We start from the raw sequence: 19,393 nt of genomic DNA on the forward strand, positions 1-19,393 counted from the left end.
GCAGGCACGCAGGATGCGCAGGGCGATCTCGCCGCGGTTGGCGATCAGAACTTTTTCCAGCTTCTGCATTACGGGTTCCCCGTGCATCAGACGATGGTGAACAGCGGTTGATCGTATTCCACCGGCTGGCCGTTCTCGACCAGGATGGACGCGATGGTGCCGCTCACCTCGGCCTCGACGTGATTCATCATCTTCATCGCCTCGATGATACACAGCAGGTCGCCCTTGCTGACCGCCTGCCCGACCTCGACCAGTGACGGCGCCTCTGGCGACTCGCTGCGATAGAAGATGCCGACCATCGGCGCGCAGATGTCATGCCCCGCGCTGCTTGCCTTGTTGGCGCGGGAGTCAGCCGGCACCTGCTCGGCCGAGCGTTGCGCTTTGCCAGCGACCCGCGACTGGCCCTTGTTCGACAGGCGCAGATGGAAGTCGCCTTCGCGAACTTCGAGTTCGTCCAGACCGGTGCGCTCGACCAGTTCGGCCAGTTTTTCGATGCGTTGAATGTCCAACTCGATTCCTCTCGGTTTCAGTTCAGCCGCGCGGCCATTTCGTCGACGCGCCAGTCGAGCACCAGCATGTGCCCGGGATAGTGGGAAAATACATAGGGTGCGCCCAGGGCAGGCAGCACCAGTTGGGGCGTCACACCGCAGGCCCAGAACACCGGCACGCTGTCTTCGTCCATCGGCGGCAGCACGCCGAAGTCCGGCGTGCTGAGGTCGGCGATGCCCAACCTGGCCGGGTCACCGACGTGCACCGGCGCGCCGTGGCCGGTCGGGTAGCGCGCTGTCACTTCCACGGCCAGCGCCACCTTGCTAGCCGGGACCGGGCGCATACTGACCACCAGCGGCCCGGACAGGCCGCCGGCCTCGCGACACGGCAGCATCGTGCGGTAAACCGCCGGCGCCGCGCCGGAAACCGGGATGCCGGCGCGGCGCAGCGGTGCGTCGAAGGTATGGCTGCAACCGAGCAGAAAGCCCACGGCGTCGTCCTGCCAATAGTCACTCAGGTCGGTGGGTTCGTCGACCAGCACGCCCTCCTTCCATACCCGATAGCGCGGCAGCATGCTGCGCAGGTCGATGGGCCCATTGCGGCCGTCGACGAACGGGCTACCCGGCTCGGTAACGGCGATCAATGGGCAGCTCTTCGGATTGCGCGTGCAGAACAACAGAAAGTCGTAGGCATGGGCACGCGGCACTACCGCCAGGTTGGCCTGCTGGTGGTCGTCGAGCACGCCCGAGGTGGGACGCACCCATTCGCCTCGGGCGATCATCTCGCGCAATTGATGGGGCGTGTCCGGCACAGCGGTGGCGTCCAGGTTCATCGCGACAGCTCCGTGTGGGCGGTTTCGCGCAGGGTCAGCAATGCCAGCAGCGCACAGAACGCCGCAGCGGCCATGAAGATGCCAGGGGTCAGCAGGAAATCGGTCTTGGCGATGATCCAGGTCACCACATACGGCGTGAGGCCACCGCCGAGAATCGCGCCGATGTTGAAGCTGATCGCCATCGCCGTGTAGCGCACCCGGGTCGGGAACTGCTCGGCGTAGGTCGGGTAGCCCACCGACTGGATGATCGGCATCGGCAGCGTAGCGATAAACATGGCCAGTGCCGCGATCCATAGTGAGCCGCTATCCATCAGCAGCATCATCGGGATGACCAGGGTGATGTAGCCGACAAAGCCGATGGTCAACACCTTGCGACGGCCCAGGCGATCGGAAAGCCCACCCCAGAATGGCATCATCGCCGCCATGCACAGGCTGATGCAGGCGATCACCCAGAATACCTTGGACTTGTCGAAGCCCAGGTAGGTGGTCAGGTAGACGTTCATGAATACCAGGCCGATCCAGTAACCGGCGTTCTGCCCGAAGGTCAGCAGAATCACCCGCCCTACGGGGCCCAGTTGCGTGCTCAGCACTTCTCTGATCGGTGCCTTGGGCGGCTGCTCCTTCTCGAGAAAGGCCTTGAACTCCGGGGTTTCCTCGACATTGTGGCGCATCTTGCAGGAGATCAGCACCAATGGAATGGCCAGCAGAAACGGTATGCGCCAGCCCCACTCACGCAGTTGCTCATCGCTGAGCAGGCCAGTGGTGGTGGCGCAGACGATTGCCGCCAGGCCGCCCCCCAGCGCCACGCCGACCGGGGTGAAGGCACCGAAAAAGCCGCGCCGACCGGTCGGCGAGGACTCGGCGACGAAGGCCGCCGCGCCGATTACTTCGGCACCCGCGAAGAAGCCCTGGGTCAGACGCATCAGCACCAGCAGAGTCGGCGCAAGGATGCCCACCTGAGCCGCGGTGGGCAGCAAGCCGATCGCTGCCGTCGCCACGCCCATGCCGATCACCGTGGTGAGTAGCACCTTGCGCCGGCCGATCCTGTCGCCGAGCCGGCCGAGCAACACCCCGCCCAGCGGCCGGATCAGAAACGAGCTGCCGAACACCGCCAATGCGGCGAGCAGCGAAGCGGTCGGGTTGTCGCCGGGGAAGAACAGCGGGCCGATGATCACGGCCATGTAACCGTACACACCGAACTCGTAATACTCGACCGCGGTGCCCGTTGCCGAAGCGGTAGCGGCACGTTTGGCGACCGAGGAAGCTTTTTGCGGGGCGGCCGAAGCCGCTCCCGAATAATCAGGACTGAGCACGCGAGACATATCTCACCTTTATGTCGATTTATGGAGGCAGTGTTGGCCAGTCAGGCTGGCTGTTTCTTGTCGTCCGTAACGCAGCGCGGCGGCTGCAGTCACGGCCCTCTTGCTTTTTATTGGCTTGGTGAATCCCGGCAGTGATAAGGGTGTCGCGGCCCGTCTCCAGTGGGCGTGGGGTGTGACTGACACGGCGTTGCTGTTGTTATCCGGGCCGCGTCATGGCTTGTTCGTGCCGGGCGCCTGCAGCAGCACGCCCTGTTCCTCCAGTGCCTGACGAATCGCCCGGGCGAATTGCGGCGCGCCGGGCTGATCACCGTGGATACAGACGCTGTCCGCACGCACGGACACCCAGGTGCCCTGCTGGCTGCGCACTCTGCCCTCGTGGAGCATCGTCAATATCTGCGCGGTAGCGACTTCGGGATCTTCGATCATCGCGCCGAGCGTGCCCCGGGCAGTCAGGGAGCCGTCCGCCTGGTAGGAACGGTCGGCGAATACTTCGTGGACGACCCGCAGGCCCAGCGCCTCACCGGCGCGGGTCAGTTCGCTGTTGGCCAGGCCGAAGAGAATCAGTGCCGCGTCGACATCCCTGATCGCCTGGCAGACCCCCGTGGCCAGCTCGCGGTCACGGGCCGCCATGTTGTAGAGCGCGCCATGGGGTTTGACATGCCGAAGCTCGACGCCGGCAGCGGCAGTGAAGCCCTTCAGCGCACCGACCTGATAGACGACGAATGCATAGGCTTCGTCCATCGACAGCTGCATTTCCCGGCGACCGAACCCCTGCAGATCCGGCAGGCCGGGATGAGCACCTACGGCGACGCCAAGCGCCTTGGCGCGGGCCACGGTGGCGCGCATGGTCGGCGCATCGCCGGCATGGAAACCACAGGCGATGTTCGCCGAGGTGATGTAAGGCAGCACGTCGGCGTCGCTACCGGCCGAGTAAAGGCCGAAGCTCTCGCCCAGGTCGCTGTTGAAATCAATCTGCATGGCCGGCCTCCAGCTCGGCGAACAACGCGCTGCGCGCCAGGCTCAGTTGTTGGGCCCGATCCAGGCTGACCTGCTCGAAGCGAATTTCCTCACCAGGCAGCTTCTGTGCCAGGCGCGGCAGATCGACACTGATCACACTGGCGATTTTCGGGTAGCCGCCGGTGGTCTGCCGATCGGCCATCAACACGATCGGCTGGCCATTGGGCGGTACCTGAACGGTGCCGAAAACGACCGCCTCCGACAGCAGGTTGGCCGGCTCGATCAGCTCGATGGGTTCGCCCTCGAGGCGATAGCCCATGCGCTCCGAATCGTTCTCGATGCGATAGGCGCTGGACAAAAAGCGCGCCTGGGCAGCGGGCTGAAAGAGCGCCCACTGGCGACCGGCGACAACGCGGATCGGCCCATCCTCGTAGCCCAGCAGGGCCGATTCACGAGGCAGCAGTACCCGCGGCGGATTAGCGAAGCCGGAAGCGATGCCAATCACATCGTCACGGCGCAACGCCCGGCCGGCAAGCCCACCATAGGCGCCGCGGCCGTAGGTGCTGGTGCTGCCCAGCGTAGTCGGCAGCCGATAGCCGTCGCGCACCGCCAGATAGGCACGAGCACCATGGACCCGCTTACCGAAAGCCAAGACTGCACCCGAGCGCACACGCACGGCTCGTAGCGGCTCGAGGGGCTGGCCATCCAGCGTCGCACCCAGATCGGCCCCGGCCAGTGCAATCACGGTACCGGCCTGAAAGACCAGCTCCGGGCCCTGCAAGGTGATTTCCAGAGTGGCCTGCTCGGCCCCGTTGCCCACCAGCAGGTTGGCCAGGCGATGGGCGTTCTCGTCCATCACGCCATTGGCCGGCACGCCAAGATGCTGAAAACCGCTGCGGCCCAGGTCTTGAAAGGTACAGGCCAGACCAGGCTTGAGTACACGAAGCGTCATGGGCGCACCTCGGTCAGAGCCTGGAACTGCTCAGCGTCGATTGCGACGAAACGCACCCGGTCACCGGCCTGCAGCAAGCAGGGTGACGCGTTTGCAAGGTCGAATACGTTGAGCGGCGTACGGCCGATCAGGTTCCAGCCCCCTGGCAAATCCGTGGGATAGATGACGCTCTGGCGGTTCGCCACGCCGATGCTGCCTTTGGCCACCAAGGTACGTGGCGTGCTGCGGCGCGGTATGGCCAGGCGCGCATCGAACTCGCCGATGTAAGCATGGCCGGGCGCGAAGCCGAGCATCAGCACATCCATGGGCGTACGGGTGTGCAGCTCGATCACTTCACTGGGTGTCAGGCCGCAGGCGCGGGCCACCTCATCGAGGTCGGGGCCATGCTCGCCGCCGTAGCACACCGGCAGGGTAATCTCCATCGAGGTGGCCTCCCCGCCCCGGAGTTCCAGGCTGCCGAGCAGTGCTTCCAGCTGGCGAGTCAGGCTGCGATACGGCAACTCTGCCGCCAGGCAGTGAACGCGCTCGGCGCGATAATGCAGGCCGATGGAAACCATGCCCGGCACGACGTCGGTGATGCCGACGAGCGAACCCCGGCTGCGCTGCGCCTCGATCTGCCGAGCAACGGCAGCGGCATGGCGGTTGGCCGCAAGGCTGAACTGTGCGGCGAACTGGATGATCAGGCAGGCATCGCCGCAAGGAACGATCTGCCAGGCATGCAGTGCCTGATGGATAACGGAGGAATCAACGGTTGCTGGCTGGCCCATGGCGTCTTCATCGTCTTTGGCAGATGAAATGAAGCGCTCGACGGATACACCACCCGCCACGGGCCAGCGGATTGACAAATAAAATCGATCATTATCGATTGTTATTCTCATCAAGCCAGGCCCACGGAAGAGAGATGCCGCAAAGCATTTTTGTCGAGCCGCCACTCTGTGCTGGCGGTCTGCGTTAGCGCATCACTTGGCGAACAGCTGGCTCATGTCCTTGAACGCCTTGAACTCCAGCGCGTTGCCGCACGGGTCGAAGAGGAACATGGTGGCCTGCTCGCCGACCTGGCCCTTGAAGCGTACGTAGGGCTCGATCACGAACTGGGTTTCACGGGCGCGCAGGCGGTCGGCCAGGGCTTCCCACTCTTCCCAGTGCAGGATGATGCCGAAGTGCGGCACCGGCACGTTGTGCCCATCGACGGCGTTGGTGTGCGCGGATTCCTGGGACGCCGTTTTCGGGTGCTCGTGGATCACCAGTTGGTGGCCGTAGAAATCGAAGTCGACCCAATGGTCGGACGAGCGGCCTTCGGGCAGGCCGAATACATCACCATAGAAAGCGCGCGCAGCGGCCAGGTCGTAGACGGGAATAGCGAGGTGGAAAGGCGAAAGGCTCACGGTAAGTCATCCTGTGCGGTGTTTTTCTGTCGCCCATGGTGCAACTTGCCGCCCGCGCAGAAAAGCGGATATCTTTTGATTCGAGCTCAAATAATTTCGATCAATCGACCGCAGAACGAGCGCCATGCTTCGCGAACTGAAAACCTTTCTGACCGTCGTTCGCTGCGGCACCTTCGCCGCTGCCGGCAAGCAGATCGGCCTGACCCAGTCGGCGGTCAGTGCGCAGATCAGAAACCTCGAAGATAGCGTTGGCCAGGCGCTGTTCGACCGTACCGGGCGCACCGCCACCCTCAACCAGGCCGGCGCACGAGCGGTCCCGCTGGCGGAAAAGATCCTCGAGCAATTCAGCTTGATGAGCACCCCCGAGCGGCTCGAGGATTACCGGGGGGAATTGCGCATCGGCGCCATCGGGACCGTTCAATCCTGCCTGATGCCGGCGATGCTGCTGAAGCTTCGCGAACAGGCACCGGGCATCGAGACCAAGCTGGTGCCCGGCGTCTCGCTGGACCTGCTCAATCAGGTGGACAGCGGCGAAATCGACCTGGCGATCATCATCCGCCCGCCTTTCCAGCTGCCCAAGGAGCTGGAGCTCGAGCTGGTGCGCAGCGAACCTTTCGTGCTGGTAGCGCCCATCGACATGGACGCCAACGAGCCCTTGAAGATGCTGACCGAGCATCCGTTCATACGCTATGACCGCAGTTCCTTCGGCGGCCGCCAGGTCACCCAGTTCATGCGCAGGCAACGCATCCAGCCCCGCCAGGTGCTGGAACTGGACGAGCTGGACGCCATCGCCAAGATGGTCGAGAGCGGCCTGGGCATCGCGCTGATCCCAGAGGCCGGCCTATGGGTCGAAAACAAGCCCCAGGTGCAGATCATCGACCTTGGCGACAAGGTGTTCCATCGCGACCTGGTGCTGATTTCCCGCTACGGCTCACGCCAATCACCGGCCCAGAAACTGTTCCGCGCATGCGTGATGGCGCAGGTTTGAATGCACGAGCAAGGAGGGCCGGCAACGTGGCGAAAACGGACGGCCGACAGCCACTTGTGGGAACGGGCCATGCCCGTGATTTCGCGGGCATGGCCCGTTCCCACAGGTACTGCATCAATGTCCGCTTCTGCCTTCTACCGACCTCACCTGAACCACACGACCGCCACCGACAGCCTCAGATCCACTGATCGTTGCGCTTGCGACGCAGGCGGAACATGGTCGGCAGGATCAACCCCGCCAGCAGGCCGGCGCCGGCGATGCTGCCGCCGTAGACCATGTAGCGCATCAGCACCTGCTTCTGCTCGTCGCCCAGTTGAGCCTGGGCTTCGCGCAGCTCCGAGCGGGCCTGGTTGAGCTCGATGTCCAGGGCGCTGCGGCTGGCTTCAAGTTCGTCGATTAGGGTCTTGCGCGAGTCGAGGGTCTCCTGCATGCCTTGCACGCGGGTTTCCCAGGTCTCGTTGATGCCCTTGAGCTCGGTGCTCAGCTCGGTGACCTTCTGCTCCAGCGCCGGCAGCCGCTCGGCCTGGCCGGGTACTTCCTGCAGGTCGCGGTTGGGGATCCACACCGCGTCGCCGTTCTCGCCGCGCACCTGACTGTAGTCGCCCTGAGTGCGCAGCAGTTGCACGCGGGTGCCGGAGCTCAGGGTGCCGACGATGCGATAGCCCTCGGTGGGGCCACTGCGCACGTAGGTGTTGAGGCTGTCACTGACCCAACGCACGTTGTCGCTGGCCTGTTGGGCGTGGGCCGGCGCGGCGGCCAGCAGCAGGCCGGATAGAATGCAAGTCCCCAGTGCGCGAAGCGGCGACAGGGAAAAGGAGGCAGAAAAAGGGCGGGCTAGGGACATAAAAACCATCTTCACTCGGCGTGGAACACAATGCGACGTAGCGCGCGAACGTCGGCCAGGCGAATTGTTGTAACCGGCGCGAAAGTGGCGCAACGCCATGCCTTTCGCCGGTTTGGCCGACTGCTGAAAGACCGCAGCAGATCGGTCGGGTTCCTCAGCACCCGGCAGATTGGTGGCGCACCGGCGAACGGCGACAGCCCCTACCCCAGCCGGCATTGCATATGCGTGGTCTGCCACACCGGATCGCGCTCCACGTCGGTGACCGTAAAGCCCTGCCTTTCCCAGAAACGAATGGCGCCCGGCAGAAAGGGATGGGTGTGCAGATAGAGCACCTCCACGCCCTGACCGATGGCGTGCTCGCGCAACCGACTGCACAACCTTGCGGCCAGGCCGGAGCGCCTGAAGGCCGGCGCCACGAACAGGCGCACGATCTCCACCGTGCGCACACCCCGATAGTCGAGCTGGGCGAAACGATGGTCGTACGGCAGATAGCCAACGGCCGCGACGACCTCGCCCGCACAGCGCGCCAACCAGAATGCGCCCACCTCGCCCTGCACGTATATTTGCGCGAACCGCTGCAGGTCAGCCGGCAGCACGCGGCTGTCCAGCATCGGGAAGACCTCGGCGCGGGCCGCCATCACGAAGCCGATCGCTTCGTCTATATCCGCTGTCGTGGCCTGGGCAATCTGTACGGAAGCAGTCTCCATCATGAGGTCGATGCGCACTCGGTCGCTTGCTTTAAAGATGCGCAACATAACGCGCAGGTAAAAGCCAGCCAAGTCGCAAGGCCCATCGGGCACCAATCGGCCATCAGCTTGTCAGTGCAAACCTGGCGAAGGAAATCGACGCGACATTTATCCTTGAGCCCCGCCGCCGTTCTCGTTATAAGTCCCGCTAATTTTCCAAGGCCCATCAGGCAGACCATGAGCCAAGCTGATCTCCTCGACCAAGACCCCGTGTTCCAGCTCAAAGGCAGCATGCTGGCCATCACCGTGATGGAGCTGGCGCACAACGACCTGGCCCGCCTCGATGCGCAACTTGCCGAAAAGGTCGCCCAGGCGCCCAACTTCTTCAGCAACACGCCGCTGGTCCTGGCCCTCGACAAACTGCCGCGCGAGGAAGGTGATCTCGATCTGGGCGAGCTCATGGCCCTGTGCCGCCAGCACGGCCTGCGCACCCTGGCCGTGCGCGCCAGCCGCGAGGAGGACATCGCCGCAGCCAATGCCCTGGACCTGCCGGTGCTGCCACCGTCCGGCGCCCGCGAGCGGGTCATCGACCCGGCGCCCAAACCGGTCGAGCCGCCCAAGCCGATGGAGCCCGAGGTCAAGCCGACCCGCGTCATCACCACCCCGGTGCGCGGCGGCCAGCAGATCTACGCCCAGGGCTGCGACCTGGTGGTGCTGGCCCCGGTGAGTGCCGGCGCGGAACTTCTCGCCGACGGTAACATCCATGTCTACGCCCCAATGCGTGGTCGGGCACTGGCCGGCGTCAAGGGCAACCGGCAAGCACGAATCTTCTGCCAGCAGATGGGTGCCGAACTGCTCTCCATTGCTGGCCAGTACAAGGTTGCCGAAGATCTGCGCCGCGACCCGAACTGGGGTCGCGCCGTGCAAGTCAGCCTGATCGGCGACGTGTTGAACATCACCCGTCTTTAACGGATACTGCCCGGCACTTTTAACTGTCACACAGGGCCCTCGAACGCCTCTGGGCGGGCTGTCAAAACAATCATCGGCCACCCTGGCGAGCACCGCGCACGCCGCAGCCGAGCGATTCTTTCGACAGACCGCCAATCGCGGCAGGTTCCTGCTTTTATTCATTTTTAGGGTGAATCACCTTGGCCAAGATCCTCGTAGTCACTTCCGGCAAAGGTGGCGTCGGTAAAACCACCACCAGCGCTGCCATCGGTACCGGCCTCGCCTTGCGCGGCCACAAGACCGTCATCGTCGACTTCGACGTCGGCCTGCGTAACCTCGACCTGATCATGGGCTGCGAACGCCGCGTGGTGTACGACTTCGTCAACGTCGTCAACGGCGAAGCCACCCTCACCCAGGCCCTGATCAAGGACAAGCGTCTCGAGAACCTCTACGTGCTGGCCGCCAGCCAGACCCGTGACAAGGACGCCCTGACCCAGGAAGGCGTCGAAAAGGTCATCGCCGAGCTGTCGCAGAACTTCGAATACGTGGTCTGCGACTCGCCGGCCGGTATCGAGAAAGGCGCTCACCTGGCCATGTACTTCGCCGACGAAGCCATCGTGGTCACCAACCCGGAAGTTTCCTCGGTACGTGACTCGGACCGCATGCTGGGCCTGCTGGCCAGCAAGTCGCGCCGCGCCGAACAGGGCGGCGAGCCGATCAAGGAACACCTGCTGCTGACCCGCTACAACCCCGAGCGCGTCACCAAGGGCGAAATGCTCGGCGTGGAAGACGTCGAGGAAATCCTCGCCATTCGCCTGCTCGGCGTGATCCCCGAGTCCCAGGCGGTGCTCAAGGCTTCCAACCAGGGCGTGCCGGTTATCCTCGATGACCAGAGCGACGCCGGCCAGGCTTACAGCGACGCCGTGGATCGCCTGCTCGGCAAGGAAGTGGCGCACCGCTTCCTCGATGTTAAGAAGCAGGGCTTCCTGCAACGCCTATTCGGAGGTCGCGAATGAATATTTTCGACTTCTTGCGCTCGCGCAAGAAGGAAACCACAGCCTCCATCGCCAAAGAGCGCCTGCAGATCATCGTTGCCCACGAACGTGGCCAGCGCACCCAGCCCGACTACCTGCCTGCCCTGCAGCAGGAGCTGGTCGAGGTGATCCGCAAGTACGTGGCCATCGACTCGGACCAGGTGCAGGTCGCCCTGGAAAACCAGGGTAGCTGCTCGATCCTGGAGCTGAACATCACCCTGCCGGATCGTTAGACGAACCGGCAACGAAGCCTGAACGCGATGGCGGCCCTGGTGGCCGCCATTTTGCTGTCACCAGCCTGCCTGTGGGAGCGGATTTATCCGCGAGCTCCTACAGGCTAAGCGCATCGCGGATAAATCCGCTCCTACAGAATCTGTACACGCCCATGCCGCTCAGCCAAATCGAAATCGTCCACCAGGATGCCGCCCTGCTGGTGATCAACAAGCCTACCCTGCTGCTCTCGGTGCCCGGCCGCGCCGACGACAACAAGGATTGCCTGGTCACGCGCCTGCAGGAAAACGGCTACCCCGAGGCGCGCATCGTGCATCGCCTGGACTGGGAAACCTCGGGGCTGATAGTGCTGGCACGTGACGCCGACAGCCACCGCGAGCTGTCGCGCCAGTTTCACGACCGGGAAACCGAAAAGGCTTACACGGCCCTGTGCTGGGGCTCGCCCGAGGGCGACAGCGGCAGCATCGACCTGCCCCTGCGCTACGACCCGCCGACCAAACCGCGCCACGTCGTCTGCCACGAACACGGCAAGCACGCCCTGACCTTCTGGCGCGTGCTCGAACGCCACCCTGAGCATGCCCGCGTCGAGCTGACGCCGATCACCGGCCGCTCCCACCAACTGCGCGTGCACATGCTGTCCATCGGCCATCCGTTGCTCGGCGATGGCCTCTACGCCCACGAACGGGCCCTGGCCGCCTACCCGCGCCTGTGTCTGCACGCCAGCATGCTCACCCTCACCCACCCGCAAAGCGGCGAACGCCTACGCTTCGAGTGCCCGGCGCCGTTCTGAACGGCTGAATCGTTCCGTAGCCTGGGTAGAGCGCAGCGAAACCCGGGGTTGCTCCTGGGTATCGCTTCGCTCAACACCAGGCTACGACTGGCGAATTGCCAGATCCGCCATGGCAACCGCCGCCCCGATAAGCGACAATGTCGCCCCGCCAAGCGATGACTGCAGTGCAGCCGACAAATCGTACGCGCGCCGGATAGCCAACCGCCCACCTCTGCAATCAAGGAATTTGCATGGCCCTGTCTTGCCCGCGTTTTGCTCCGAGCCTGCTCGCCCTGGCGCTGAGCCCGACCTTCTGTTGGGCCGCCGAGTCGGCCATGCTGCTCGATGCCACCACCATCGAGGAGCAGGCTGACGACGGTTACCGGGCGCGCAGCGCTGCAGTGGGCGGCTTCGCTCAAGCCGAGTTGCTCGACACGCCCGCTTCGGTGGCGGTGATCAATCGCCAACTGATCGACGACCAGCAGGCGCGCCTGCTCAGCGACGTGCTGAAGAACGATGCCTCGGTGGGCGAGGCCTACGCGCCCATTGGCTACTACGAGAACTTCGTGGTGCGCGGCTTTTCCCTCAATGCTGCCAACAGCTACCGAGTCAATGGCCGCAGCGTGGTGGGCGAGCAGAACGTGGCGCTGGAAAACAAGCAGCAGGTCGAACTGCTCAAGGGGCTGTCCGGCCTGCAGAGCGGTGTGACCGAGCCGGGCGGGCTGATCAACTACGTGACCAAGCGCACGGAGAACGTACGCTCGCTCAGCGTGGCCAGCAACCAGGACGGTGAGCGTTACCTCGCCGCCGACCTTGGCCACTGGTTCGGCGCCGAGCAGCAGGTTGGCGTGCGCCTGAACCTGGCCCACGAGGACATCCGCTCGTTCGTTGAACATGCCGACGGCAAGCGCGACTTCATTTCCCTGGCGTTGGACTGGAAAATTTCGCCAGACGCCTCCCTGCAGCTGGATGCCGAGTACCAGAGCCGCGAACAGCCGTCCGTGGCGGGTTATCAACTGCTCGGCGGCACCCAGGTGCCAGGCGGGGTCGATCCCGATAAACGCCTGGGCCATCAGAGCTGGTCAAAGCCGGTGGGCATCGATTCGCTGAACCTCGGCGGGCGTTTCGAGTACCGCCTCGATGACAACTGGAAGGCAGCTTTGGATGCTTCCCACAGCAAGGTTGTAATTGACGACTACAGCAGTTTCCCTTATGGCTGCAGTCCCAGATCAGGGTGTGATACCTGGTACGCGCATTTCAGCCCGCAGGGCGATTACGACATATCCGACTACCGTAGCCCTGATGACACGCGCCAGCACGATGAGCTGCAGGCAACGCTGTCCGGTGCCTTTGCCACCGGCAACATCGGCCATGAGCTGACGGTGGGCAGCAGTGCATTGCGGCGCACCGTGGCGCGCCGCAAGTCGGTCAACGAATGGATCGGTACCGGCAACATCTATCAGGACAACGTCGAGTTCTCTCCCACCGACGTACCGCTCAACCCCAGTCACCGTCGCCTGGACAGCCGGCAGTACGGCCTGTTTTTCAGCGACCGCATCAGCTTCGACGAACACTGGCAGGTGCTGCTGGGCGGGCGCCAGGTGCGCCTGATCGAGGAAGCCTTCACCAGCAGCGGCGTCAGCGATCGCCGCACCAGGCGCAGTGAGTTCCTGCCCAACGCCGCGCTTATTTACAAGCCACAGGCTGACACCACCCTGTACCTGAGCTACAGCAAGGGCCTGTCACTGGGTGGCGAGGCACCGTGGTTCACCAGCAATGCGCGTGATGGGGTTAACGAGACGCTAGCCCCCACTACATCACGGCAACTGGAAGCCGGCCTCAAGCGCGACTGGCGTGGCCTGAGCCTGGGCGCCGCACTGTTTCGCATCGACCAGGCGCTGCAGTACAGCCGCCCCAATGTCGATGACGATCTGCCGACCTACGTGCAGCAAGGCAAACAGCGCAATATCGGCCTCGAGCTTTCCGCCAGCGGTCAGGCCAGCCGCAACCTGCAGGTGTCGGCCAGCACCGCGGTGATCCGCGCCCGGGCCATCGACAGCGGCACCGAAACCTTTGAAGGCCATGAGGCGGTCAACGTGCCCAAGGTACGCGCCAGCCTGGCCGCGGATTACAGTATCCCTGGCATCCAGGGCCTGTCGCTGCTCGGCGGCCTGCAATACAGCGCCAGCAAATACGCCGACCCGAGCGGCACGGTGAAGGTCGGCGACTACACCGTGTTCAACCTGGGTAGCCGCTACACCACGCGTATCGAAGGCTATGAGACGGTGCTGCGCCTGGGCGTCGACAACCTGTTCGACAAACGCTATTGGCGTGATACCGGTGCCTACCAGGGCGACGGCTACCTGTTCCCAGGTGACCCGCGTACGGCGCGGCTGTCTGCCACGGTGAACTTCTGATTCGCCCGCGCAGCTAGCTGGAATCGATTCGTGCGCAGGTGCGCTTGCCAGTCCAATAAAGGCACTTGGCTAATTGCGGCTCGCTGCAGCACCTCTCCATACGAAAGCCTGCGAGCGAATGTCAGGCCGGGCAAAAATAGGTGAGTCAGCGGCGGCTTGGCTACACCAATGAGCGCTCTCGCAGGCTGGCAGAAATCTCGCGACAGGCAATTCTCCCGTGAGCTCATGGATGGCCTGCCACCACCGAACCAATGCACAAGAGTGATACACCCACATTAGAACGGCCTTCACTGTGCCTCCCGAAGTGCGGAAACAACCCATGACTTGATAGGCCAAAGATTTTCTTATATCCCAATTCGATGAATATTTGCTGCCCTTTGAATGTCTCCCAAACATCATAAAATGTAAGCTATCCATAGTTGCCAAAGCGAATAACCACTCGCTGCCATATTCCAACTATCACATTGAGTCCTGATCAGTCACACCAAATTGAACCCTGGCTGAACGAAATGCTTATTAAGCACCTACCTACATTGAAAGTTACACAATGGCTTGATAAAAAACAGCCATCTCTCCGCAAGTCATGTGCTCTGCATACGATCGACCGGACGGACGCAAATAGATTCGCGCATAGATCCGCACTCACTGAATGAGTTACGCACTACTCGCTCTGCACTTAGCAACAGAGCGTGCAATCATGCGATTTATAAACTAGGCATATCCAATATAAGCGCTCTTCAGTTTAAGTGCGGCGCTCGGCTACGTGCATAACTTTTATTATTCAGGAGAATACCGCAATGGCATGCCAACCACACGATGGCTTTTTCAAGCGTTACTGGAAGCGCGCGCTGCTTCCGGCAAGCATTTCCCTCGCATTTGCTCCATATAGTTACAGTGACGACCTGGAGCGGCCTAGCGGCTGGGAGCATGACTTCATTGGTGTACCCGCTGCTCGTGCTTTGGGCCTTACCGGCAAAGGCGTAGAGGTCGGGGTCATCGATTCCGTTCTCTACCCTGAGCACCCGGCACTTCAAGGACAGGATGTAGTGCAACTTTTTTTACCGCCAACCGAACCAAACGCCACCGACGATGATGAAGTTACGGATCACGGAACGTCGGTCAGCTCAATCATCGTTGGCCGTCAACTGGAGCTTGCAGACGGCAGCGTATACCAGGGCGGCGCGGCACCAGGCGTAAGGCTGTTCCAGGTTGGCCTGACCGATGGCGAGGATGATGAGGAAGAAGATGTGAGCACCGACATGCTCGAGAGCGGCGAGGAGATTGATGCGAGTATCGGCCTTCTCGAGCCTGAGTCTGAGCCGGATCTTGCAGAGGCAGTAAAACTGCTCAGACAAAACGCTCCCAATGCGCGCATTATCAATAATAGCTACAACGAGGACCCTATTGGCGATGACGCTGCCTCGGTGGATGCCATGTTCGCCTCGATAGATCCAAGCGTCCCACATCCTTACTTGGATGCCTTGGCTGAGGGCGTGCACGAGGATCGGCTGTTCGTCTTTGCGGCCGGCAATGAAAGTCGTGCACAGCCTGGCCCATTGGCAGCGCTGCCACGCTTAATGCCCGAATTGGAAAGTGGTTTTCTGAGTGTAGTGGCCATCGGCTCCGATTATGAACTGACGGAGTATTCCAATGCCTGCGGTGTCTCCAAGTATTGGTGCCTGGCTGCTCCCGGCGATATGCACATAGCGATCGTTCAGCGCAATGAAGACGACAGCTTGTTCTATGGCATCAGGCCAGACTCCGGCACCTCTTTCGCTGCGCCCTTGGTGAGCGCTAGCGTCGCGCTATTGGCAGAACGCTTCCCTTATATGAGCATGCCGCAAATTCGTATGACGATGCTAAGCACGGCCACTGACCTCGGTGAGCCTGGCGTCGACGAGGAGTTTGGCTGGGGCCTGCTCAATCTCGCCGATGCTGTGCATGGGCCGGCACTATTGTTCGGCGATCAACGGGTGGTCATGGATGCCGCACTGGGTGGCTGGCACGCATCAGACACTTGGAGCAACGACATCACCGGCGGTGGCGTGCTGAGCAAAGCGGGCAGCGGCTCGCTGCAGCTCTTGGGCAACAACCGCCTGGAGGCAATTAGCGTAGAGGCGGGCGAGTTGGTACTCAACGCGGATAACCAGTTTTCCGCAACCAGCGAGGTGCGTGGCGGGCGCCTGAGCGTGGACGGCGCCCTGGCAGGGCCGGCGCTGAACGTCGACCAAGCTGGCGAATTGGGCGGCAGCGGTACAATCACAGCGCCAACCCGGATCGACGGCGCGCTGGCCGCCTATGAGCCGGGCGGGTCACTGACCTTCACCCAATCTCTAGCGCTTTCCCCCTCCAGCATCACACGGGCAGCGCCGGGCGTGGCATCGGCGATACGCATGGACGGCGAGGCCGCCGTGGCAACTCTGGGGGGCCAGGTTCAACTCGAGCCTCATAGCGATCTGCCAGGCGTGACCGACCAGATGTTACTCGAGACCGCCAATGGCGCCCGCTACGAAGCAGGCTTTAGCGGCCTACAACAGCCTCAGGGGCTCGCCGAGCAAGGACTGCGCTACGATCTGTACTTCCGGCCTGAGAGCATCCTCCTGTCAGCCGCCGCCACTGCGCTGCCTGGCCAAGCGGAGCTGCGTGGCAACGCGGCACGCAACGCTCGCGTATTGAACGCCCTGCGTGACAAGCCCATCGCCTGGAAAGCCGGCCCTTACAACGACTGGCTACAGGCTGCACAAATACGGGGTCAGCTCGATGGCCTGGAGCAGCGTGTCGGCGGTCAAGTCTATGCCGATAGCCTGTCCTACCTAAGCAGGCAGCCAACCCGGCTGAACGACCTCATGCACCAACAGGTATCGAGTGACTCAAGCGGTCAAGCAACGCGTGTCTGGTTGCACGGCTTGCATGACAGTCAGACCAACTCGAGCAGTTCCAGTGCTGCCCGCAGTCGTGAACACACCAACGGCATGGTCTTGGGCGTTACCCAGGCATTTGGTGAGCGCACCAGCACGGGCGCGGCGATCGCGCACAGCAAGGGGCGGGTCAACAGCGCGTCCGGCAAAGCCGAGCTGGACGTTACCCAGCTCACCTTCGGTCTTGTGCATGCGTTCGATAGCCTGGAGCAAGGCGCCTATGTCGGCGCGACCCTCGGCGCGGGCTATTTCGATAACACCACCAAACGGCGCTTACCTGGTTTTACCACGGCCAAAGGTGATAGCGACGGGTACATCTACCACGCTGGCGTTAAAACCGGTTACCGGTGGCAGCACAATGAATGGAGCATCGAGCCGAGCGCAGGGGTTATCTCGACAACCGTCGATGCCAAGCGCACTCGCGAGAAAAATAGCGAGTTGGCACTCGATGTCAACAGCAAGCGCTTCACGGATTCGTCAGCGCAGTTGCAACTGCGCGTCAGTCGCGCCCTGCAGGCGGATCAGTGGCTGCTGGAGCCTCAGCTCAGCCTGGGCTACAGCCGTTCCTTGGACTCCAACTCGGTCACGTCGAACGCGAGCTTGCAAGACATTCGCCTACAGCAAGTCTCAGCCAATCAAAATCGCAACCTGTTCAGTGCGAGCCTAGGTGTCAGCGCCCGACGTGGTCCTGTGAGTGTCGGCTTCGATCTGCACGGAAGCGACGGCGAACGCGTGTCCAGCAGTGGCGGCTCGCTGCGGGTCGGCTACGACTTTTAAACCCAAGCCCTTTACCATCCCAATCGATGTCCAACACCAACCCCATGAGCCAGGGCCGTAGCCCTGGCTCATGGGCCAGGATACCCACTGCCAGCTGAGCGATCTGCTCAGATGCACATCTTGTGCGCCGTCGATGGCTGTATCGGCGCACGAACGCCTTAGCCATCTGCGAAGACCCGATTGGCCAGCCCGAGCAATACATCGGCGAGCCCAGTCGATGTTCTCCAGCGACCTCGTCGGCGTCTTCCGCCGCTATTCAGGCAATCCTTCTCAGCACCATCGTCGTTTGGCGACCTTCAGTGTCACGCGCGATGCCGCTTGTCGGGGTGATGGTCCAGCTACTCGCGAATGAGCCCTGCACGGCCTGACTGCCTGCACGAATGATTCCTGATCGACGGGGTTTCAACGCCAGATTGTGGCGCCAGGCGGGGACGCTTAGTTGTGTAAACCTCGCCCATGTCCGCTGCCACAATTGCTAGACTGCACGCCCCTGTCCTCCAATCATCGTCGGCCAACCTGAGCATTACTCCCATGCATCGTACAGCCACCACCTTGGCCGTTGCCTTGTTCGGCGCCATGCTGAGCGGCTGCCAGCAAACACCCCAGGCTCACGACCAGCTCGACGCCGTGCTGTGGACGCAGACTTCCATCGAGCACGAGCTGCTCTACCAGCAGACCTACGCCGCGGCGACCCGCCAGCTGCAGCCGGCACTGGCCGACCCGCAGTGGGATGCCCTCGCCCAGGCGCCGCGCGACCTGGCCGGCCTGCCGCCGGCGCTGATCGTCGATATCGACGAAACCCTGCTCGACAACACGCCGGTCAATGCCAAGTCCGTGGTCGATGGCGGTGCCTACGACTACGCCGAGTGGTACCGCTGGGTCGAGAAGGCCGAGGCCCGCGCCCTGCCCGGCTCGGTGGCCTTCATGCAGGCGGCTGACCGACTGGGCATCACCGCCTATTACCTGACCAATCGCGAACCGGGACAGGAAGCCGACACCTTGCGCAACCTGCGCCAGGCGGGCTTTCCCATCAAAGAGGCCGGGCAGATTCTCACCGCCGGCACGGCCATCGGTGGTTGCCAGCGAGCGGGCTCGGACAAGACCTGCCGTCGCCAGTGGGTCGGCGAGCGCGCGCGGGTACTGTTGCTGGTCGGCGACAGCTACGGCGACTTCATTGCCGCGCCCAATCGCCTGAGTGCGCAGCGCCAGGCCGCAGCGCCCTACCAGGCCTGGTTTGGCCAGCGCTGGTTCCTGCTGCCCAACCCCACCTATGGCGGTTGGTATACGGCGCCCTATGCTGATCGGGACGAACTGTCCGACGGCGAAAAGCGCGCCCTCAAGGAGCGCGCCTTGCTCCTGCCCTGAGCGACCAGCGGTCACGGCCGCGCGCTTTGAATCCAGCGCGCACGGCGTGATGGCACCCCAATCAAAAAGTTCAGTAAATAATCCCATATGTTGTGTTTGTGTGAGCCGGGGATGCATCCCTGCTGCAGCCTGAAAAAAATCTTCCTGCGGCATTAATGACCGTGCCCGGGCGAGCGCCAGCAACCATGGGCATTTGCGCCACTTACCCCGCCATAACCCACAGATTTATCCACAGACCGAAGGGCTTGCCTTGACGCCCACACCGCACTATCTTGTATCCCCAGCTCGCCAGACCCCTATATGTTGGGTTTTGGCCAGAAAGAACCCAAGCACAGATGTGCTGAAAAAGTCCATGCCCGAAGCCCTTTTTGCAGAGGCGCTGGCAAACCAAGACACAGTGGCAGCGTACGACCCGATCGTTCGCACCCGATACGACACCAGACGCTGCACCCGTAGCGGCCATCACAACATCTAGTGGC

The 19,393-nt window shown here is 62.7% G+C and carries 17 protein-coding genes; 8 read left to right on the plus strand and 9 right to left on the minus strand.

Annotated features, from left to right (window positions below):
• Window positions 1-86 precede the first annotated feature (86 nt).
• From accB to BVH03_RS16145, 7 genes are all read right to left on the minus strand, one after another.
• A complete protein-coding gene (gene accB, locus BVH03_RS16115) occupies window positions 87-509 on the minus strand; it encodes an acetyl-CoA carboxylase biotin carboxyl carrier protein (RefSeq protein WP_075962113.1) in 423 nt (140 codons plus the stop codon).
• A 17-nt stretch (window positions 510-526) separates the two neighbouring features.
• On the minus strand, window positions 527-1,321 hold the full coding sequence (locus tag BVH03_RS16120; protein WP_075962114.1) for a D-glutamate cyclase family protein: 795 nt from the start codon (window positions 1,319-1,321) through the stop codon (window positions 527-529).
• Window positions 1,318-2,643, minus strand: coding sequence for an MFS transporter (locus tag BVH03_RS16125; protein WP_075962115.1), 1,326 nt, complete (start codon window positions 2,641-2,643; stop codon window positions 1,318-1,320). Before BVH03_RS16125 ends, BVH03_RS16120 begins: the two co-directional genes overlap by 4 nt.
• Before the next feature lie 210 nt (window positions 2,644-2,853).
• The gene (locus tag BVH03_RS16130) at window positions 2,854-3,621 is read right to left on the minus strand and encodes a LamB/YcsF family protein (protein WP_075962116.1); all 768 of its coding nucleotides are present in this window, start codon (window positions 3,619-3,621) and stop codon (window positions 2,854-2,856) included.
• The gene (locus tag BVH03_RS16135) at window positions 3,611-4,552 is read right to left on the minus strand and encodes a biotin-dependent carboxyltransferase family protein (RefSeq protein WP_075962117.1); all 942 of its coding nucleotides are present in this window, start codon (window positions 4,550-4,552) and stop codon (window positions 3,611-3,613) included. The genes BVH03_RS16130 and BVH03_RS16135 overlap by 11 nt, the downstream gene beginning before the upstream one ends.
• Window positions 4,549-5,319, minus strand: coding sequence for a 5-oxoprolinase subunit PxpB (gene pxpB / locus BVH03_RS16140; protein WP_075962118.1), 771 nt, complete (start codon window positions 5,317-5,319; stop codon window positions 4,549-4,551). Before pxpB ends, BVH03_RS16135 begins: the two co-directional genes overlap by 4 nt.
• A gap of 192 nt (window positions 5,320-5,511) precedes the next feature.
• Window positions 5,512-5,937, minus strand: a complete 426-nt coding sequence (locus BVH03_RS16145; protein WP_075929378.1) for a VOC family protein — start codon at window positions 5,935-5,937, stop codon at window positions 5,512-5,514.
• Between the two features lie 124 nt (window positions 5,938-6,061).
• On the opposite strand from BVH03_RS16145, the gene BVH03_RS16150 reads away from it, so the two are divergent.
• The gene (locus BVH03_RS16150; RefSeq protein ID WP_075962119.1) at window positions 6,062-6,925 is read left to right on the plus strand and encodes a LysR family transcriptional regulator; all 864 of its coding nucleotides are present in this window, start codon (window positions 6,062-6,064) and stop codon (window positions 6,923-6,925) included.
• 175 nt (window positions 6,926-7,100) lie between these two features.
• On the opposite strand, the gene BVH03_RS16155 is transcribed toward BVH03_RS16150, so the two are convergent.
• Together BVH03_RS16155 and BVH03_RS16160 are read right to left on the minus strand one after the other, a co-directional pair.
• The gene (locus BVH03_RS16155) at window positions 7,101-7,769 is read right to left on the minus strand and encodes a TIGR04211 family SH3 domain-containing protein (protein ID WP_075962120.1); all 669 of its coding nucleotides are present in this window, start codon (window positions 7,767-7,769) and stop codon (window positions 7,101-7,103) included.
• Between the two features lie 200 nt (window positions 7,770-7,969).
• A complete protein-coding gene (locus tag BVH03_RS16160; RefSeq protein WP_075962278.1) occupies window positions 7,970-8,476 on the minus strand; it encodes a GNAT family N-acetyltransferase in 507 nt (168 codons plus the stop codon).
• Window positions 8,477-8,692: 216 nt separating this feature from the next.
• Between BVH03_RS16160 and minC the strand changes: the two genes are divergently transcribed.
• From minC to BVH03_RS16195, 7 genes are all read left to right on the plus strand, one after another.
• Window positions 8,693-9,424 (plus strand): septum site-determining protein MinC, encoded by a 732-nt coding sequence (gene minC / locus BVH03_RS16165; RefSeq protein WP_075962121.1) that lies wholly within the window; start codon window positions 8,693-8,695, stop codon window positions 9,422-9,424.
• Window positions 9,425-9,603: 179 nt separating this feature from the next.
• Window positions 9,604-10,419 (plus strand): septum site-determining protein MinD, encoded by an 816-nt coding sequence (gene minD, locus BVH03_RS16170; protein WP_013790889.1) that lies wholly within the window; start codon window positions 9,604-9,606, stop codon window positions 10,417-10,419.
• On the plus strand, window positions 10,416-10,670 hold the full coding sequence (gene minE, locus BVH03_RS16175; RefSeq protein ID WP_013790888.1) for a cell division topological specificity factor MinE: 255 nt from the start codon (window positions 10,416-10,418) through the stop codon (window positions 10,668-10,670). Before minD ends, minE begins: the two co-directional genes overlap by 4 nt.
• A 152-nt stretch (window positions 10,671-10,822) precedes the next feature.
• Window positions 10,823-11,458 carry an RluA family pseudouridine synthase gene (locus BVH03_RS16180; protein WP_075962122.1) on the plus strand — a complete coding sequence of 212 codons (636 nt, stop codon included), beginning with the start codon at window positions 10,823-10,825 and terminating at the stop codon, window positions 11,456-11,458.
• 230 nt (window positions 11,459-11,688) lie between these two features.
• Window positions 11,689-13,854, plus strand: coding sequence for a TonB-dependent siderophore receptor (locus tag BVH03_RS16185; RefSeq protein WP_075962123.1), 2,166 nt, complete (start codon window positions 11,689-11,691; stop codon window positions 13,852-13,854).
• 797 nt (window positions 13,855-14,651) lie between these two features.
• The gene (locus BVH03_RS16190; protein ID WP_075962124.1) at window positions 14,652-17,549 is read left to right on the plus strand and encodes an autotransporter domain-containing protein; all 2,898 of its coding nucleotides are present in this window, start codon (window positions 14,652-14,654) and stop codon (window positions 17,547-17,549) included.
• A gap of 531 nt (window positions 17,550-18,080) precedes the next feature.
• Complete coding sequence (locus tag BVH03_RS16195; protein ID WP_083640076.1) at window positions 18,081-18,914, plus strand: 5'-nucleotidase, lipoprotein e(P4) family; 834 nt, start codon at window positions 18,081-18,083, stop codon at window positions 18,912-18,914.
• Window positions 18,915-19,393: the final 479 nt, after the last annotated feature.

It is taken from the genome of Pseudomonas sp. PA15(2017), from assembly GCF_001945395.1.
In the GTDB taxonomy this organism is placed as follows: Bacteria; Pseudomonadota; Gammaproteobacteria; order Pseudomonadales; family Pseudomonadaceae; genus Aquipseudomonas.

What these genes read in the sequence shown, in the direction of transcription:
- BVH03_RS16120 (WP_075962114.1), bottom strand. Translation starts at nt 1,321, where the DNA reads ATGAACCTGGACGCCACCGCTGTGCCGGACACGCCCCATCAATTGCGC.
- BVH03_RS16125 (WP_075962115.1), bottom strand. Translation starts at nt 2,643, where the DNA reads ATGTCTCGCGTGCTCAGTCCTGATTATTCGGGAGCGGCTTCGGCCGCC.
- BVH03_RS16130 (WP_075962116.1), bottom strand. Translation starts at nt 3,621, where the DNA reads ATGCAGATTGATTTCAACAGCGACCTGGGCGAGAGCTTCGGCCTTTAC.
- BVH03_RS16135 (WP_075962117.1), bottom strand. Translation starts at nt 4,552, where the DNA reads ATGACGCTTCGTGTACTCAAGCCTGGTCTGGCCTGTACCTTTCAAGAC.
- pxpB (WP_075962118.1), bottom strand. Translation starts at nt 5,319, where the DNA reads ATGGGCCAGCCAGCAACCGTTGATTCCTCCGTTATCCATCAGGCACTG.
- BVH03_RS16150 (WP_075962119.1), top strand. Translation starts at nt 6,062, where the DNA reads ATGCTTCGCGAACTGAAAACCTTTCTGACCGTCGTTCGCTGCGGCACC.
- BVH03_RS16155 (WP_075962120.1), bottom strand. Translation starts at nt 7,769, where the DNA reads ATGTCCCTAGCCCGCCCTTTTTCTGCCTCCTTTTCCCTGTCGCCGCTT.
- BVH03_RS16160 (WP_075962278.1), bottom strand. Translation starts at nt 8,476, where the DNA reads ATGGAGACTGCTTCCGTACAGATTGCCCAGGCCACGACAGCGGATATA.
- minC (WP_075962121.1), top strand. Translation starts at nt 8,693, where the DNA reads ATGAGCCAAGCTGATCTCCTCGACCAAGACCCCGTGTTCCAGCTCAAA.
- minE (WP_013790888.1), top strand. Translation starts at nt 10,416, where the DNA reads ATGAATATTTTCGACTTCTTGCGCTCGCGCAAGAAGGAAACCACAGCC.
- BVH03_RS16180 (WP_075962122.1), top strand. Translation starts at nt 10,823, where the DNA reads ATGCCGCTCAGCCAAATCGAAATCGTCCACCAGGATGCCGCCCTGCTG.
- BVH03_RS16185 (WP_075962123.1), top strand. Translation starts at nt 11,689, where the DNA reads ATGGCCCTGTCTTGCCCGCGTTTTGCTCCGAGCCTGCTCGCCCTGGCG.
- BVH03_RS16190 (WP_075962124.1), top strand. Translation starts at nt 14,652, where the DNA reads ATGGCATGCCAACCACACGATGGCTTTTTCAAGCGTTACTGGAAGCGC.
- BVH03_RS16195 (WP_083640076.1), top strand. Translation starts at nt 18,081, where the DNA reads ATGCATCGTACAGCCACCACCTTGGCCGTTGCCTTGTTCGGCGCCATG.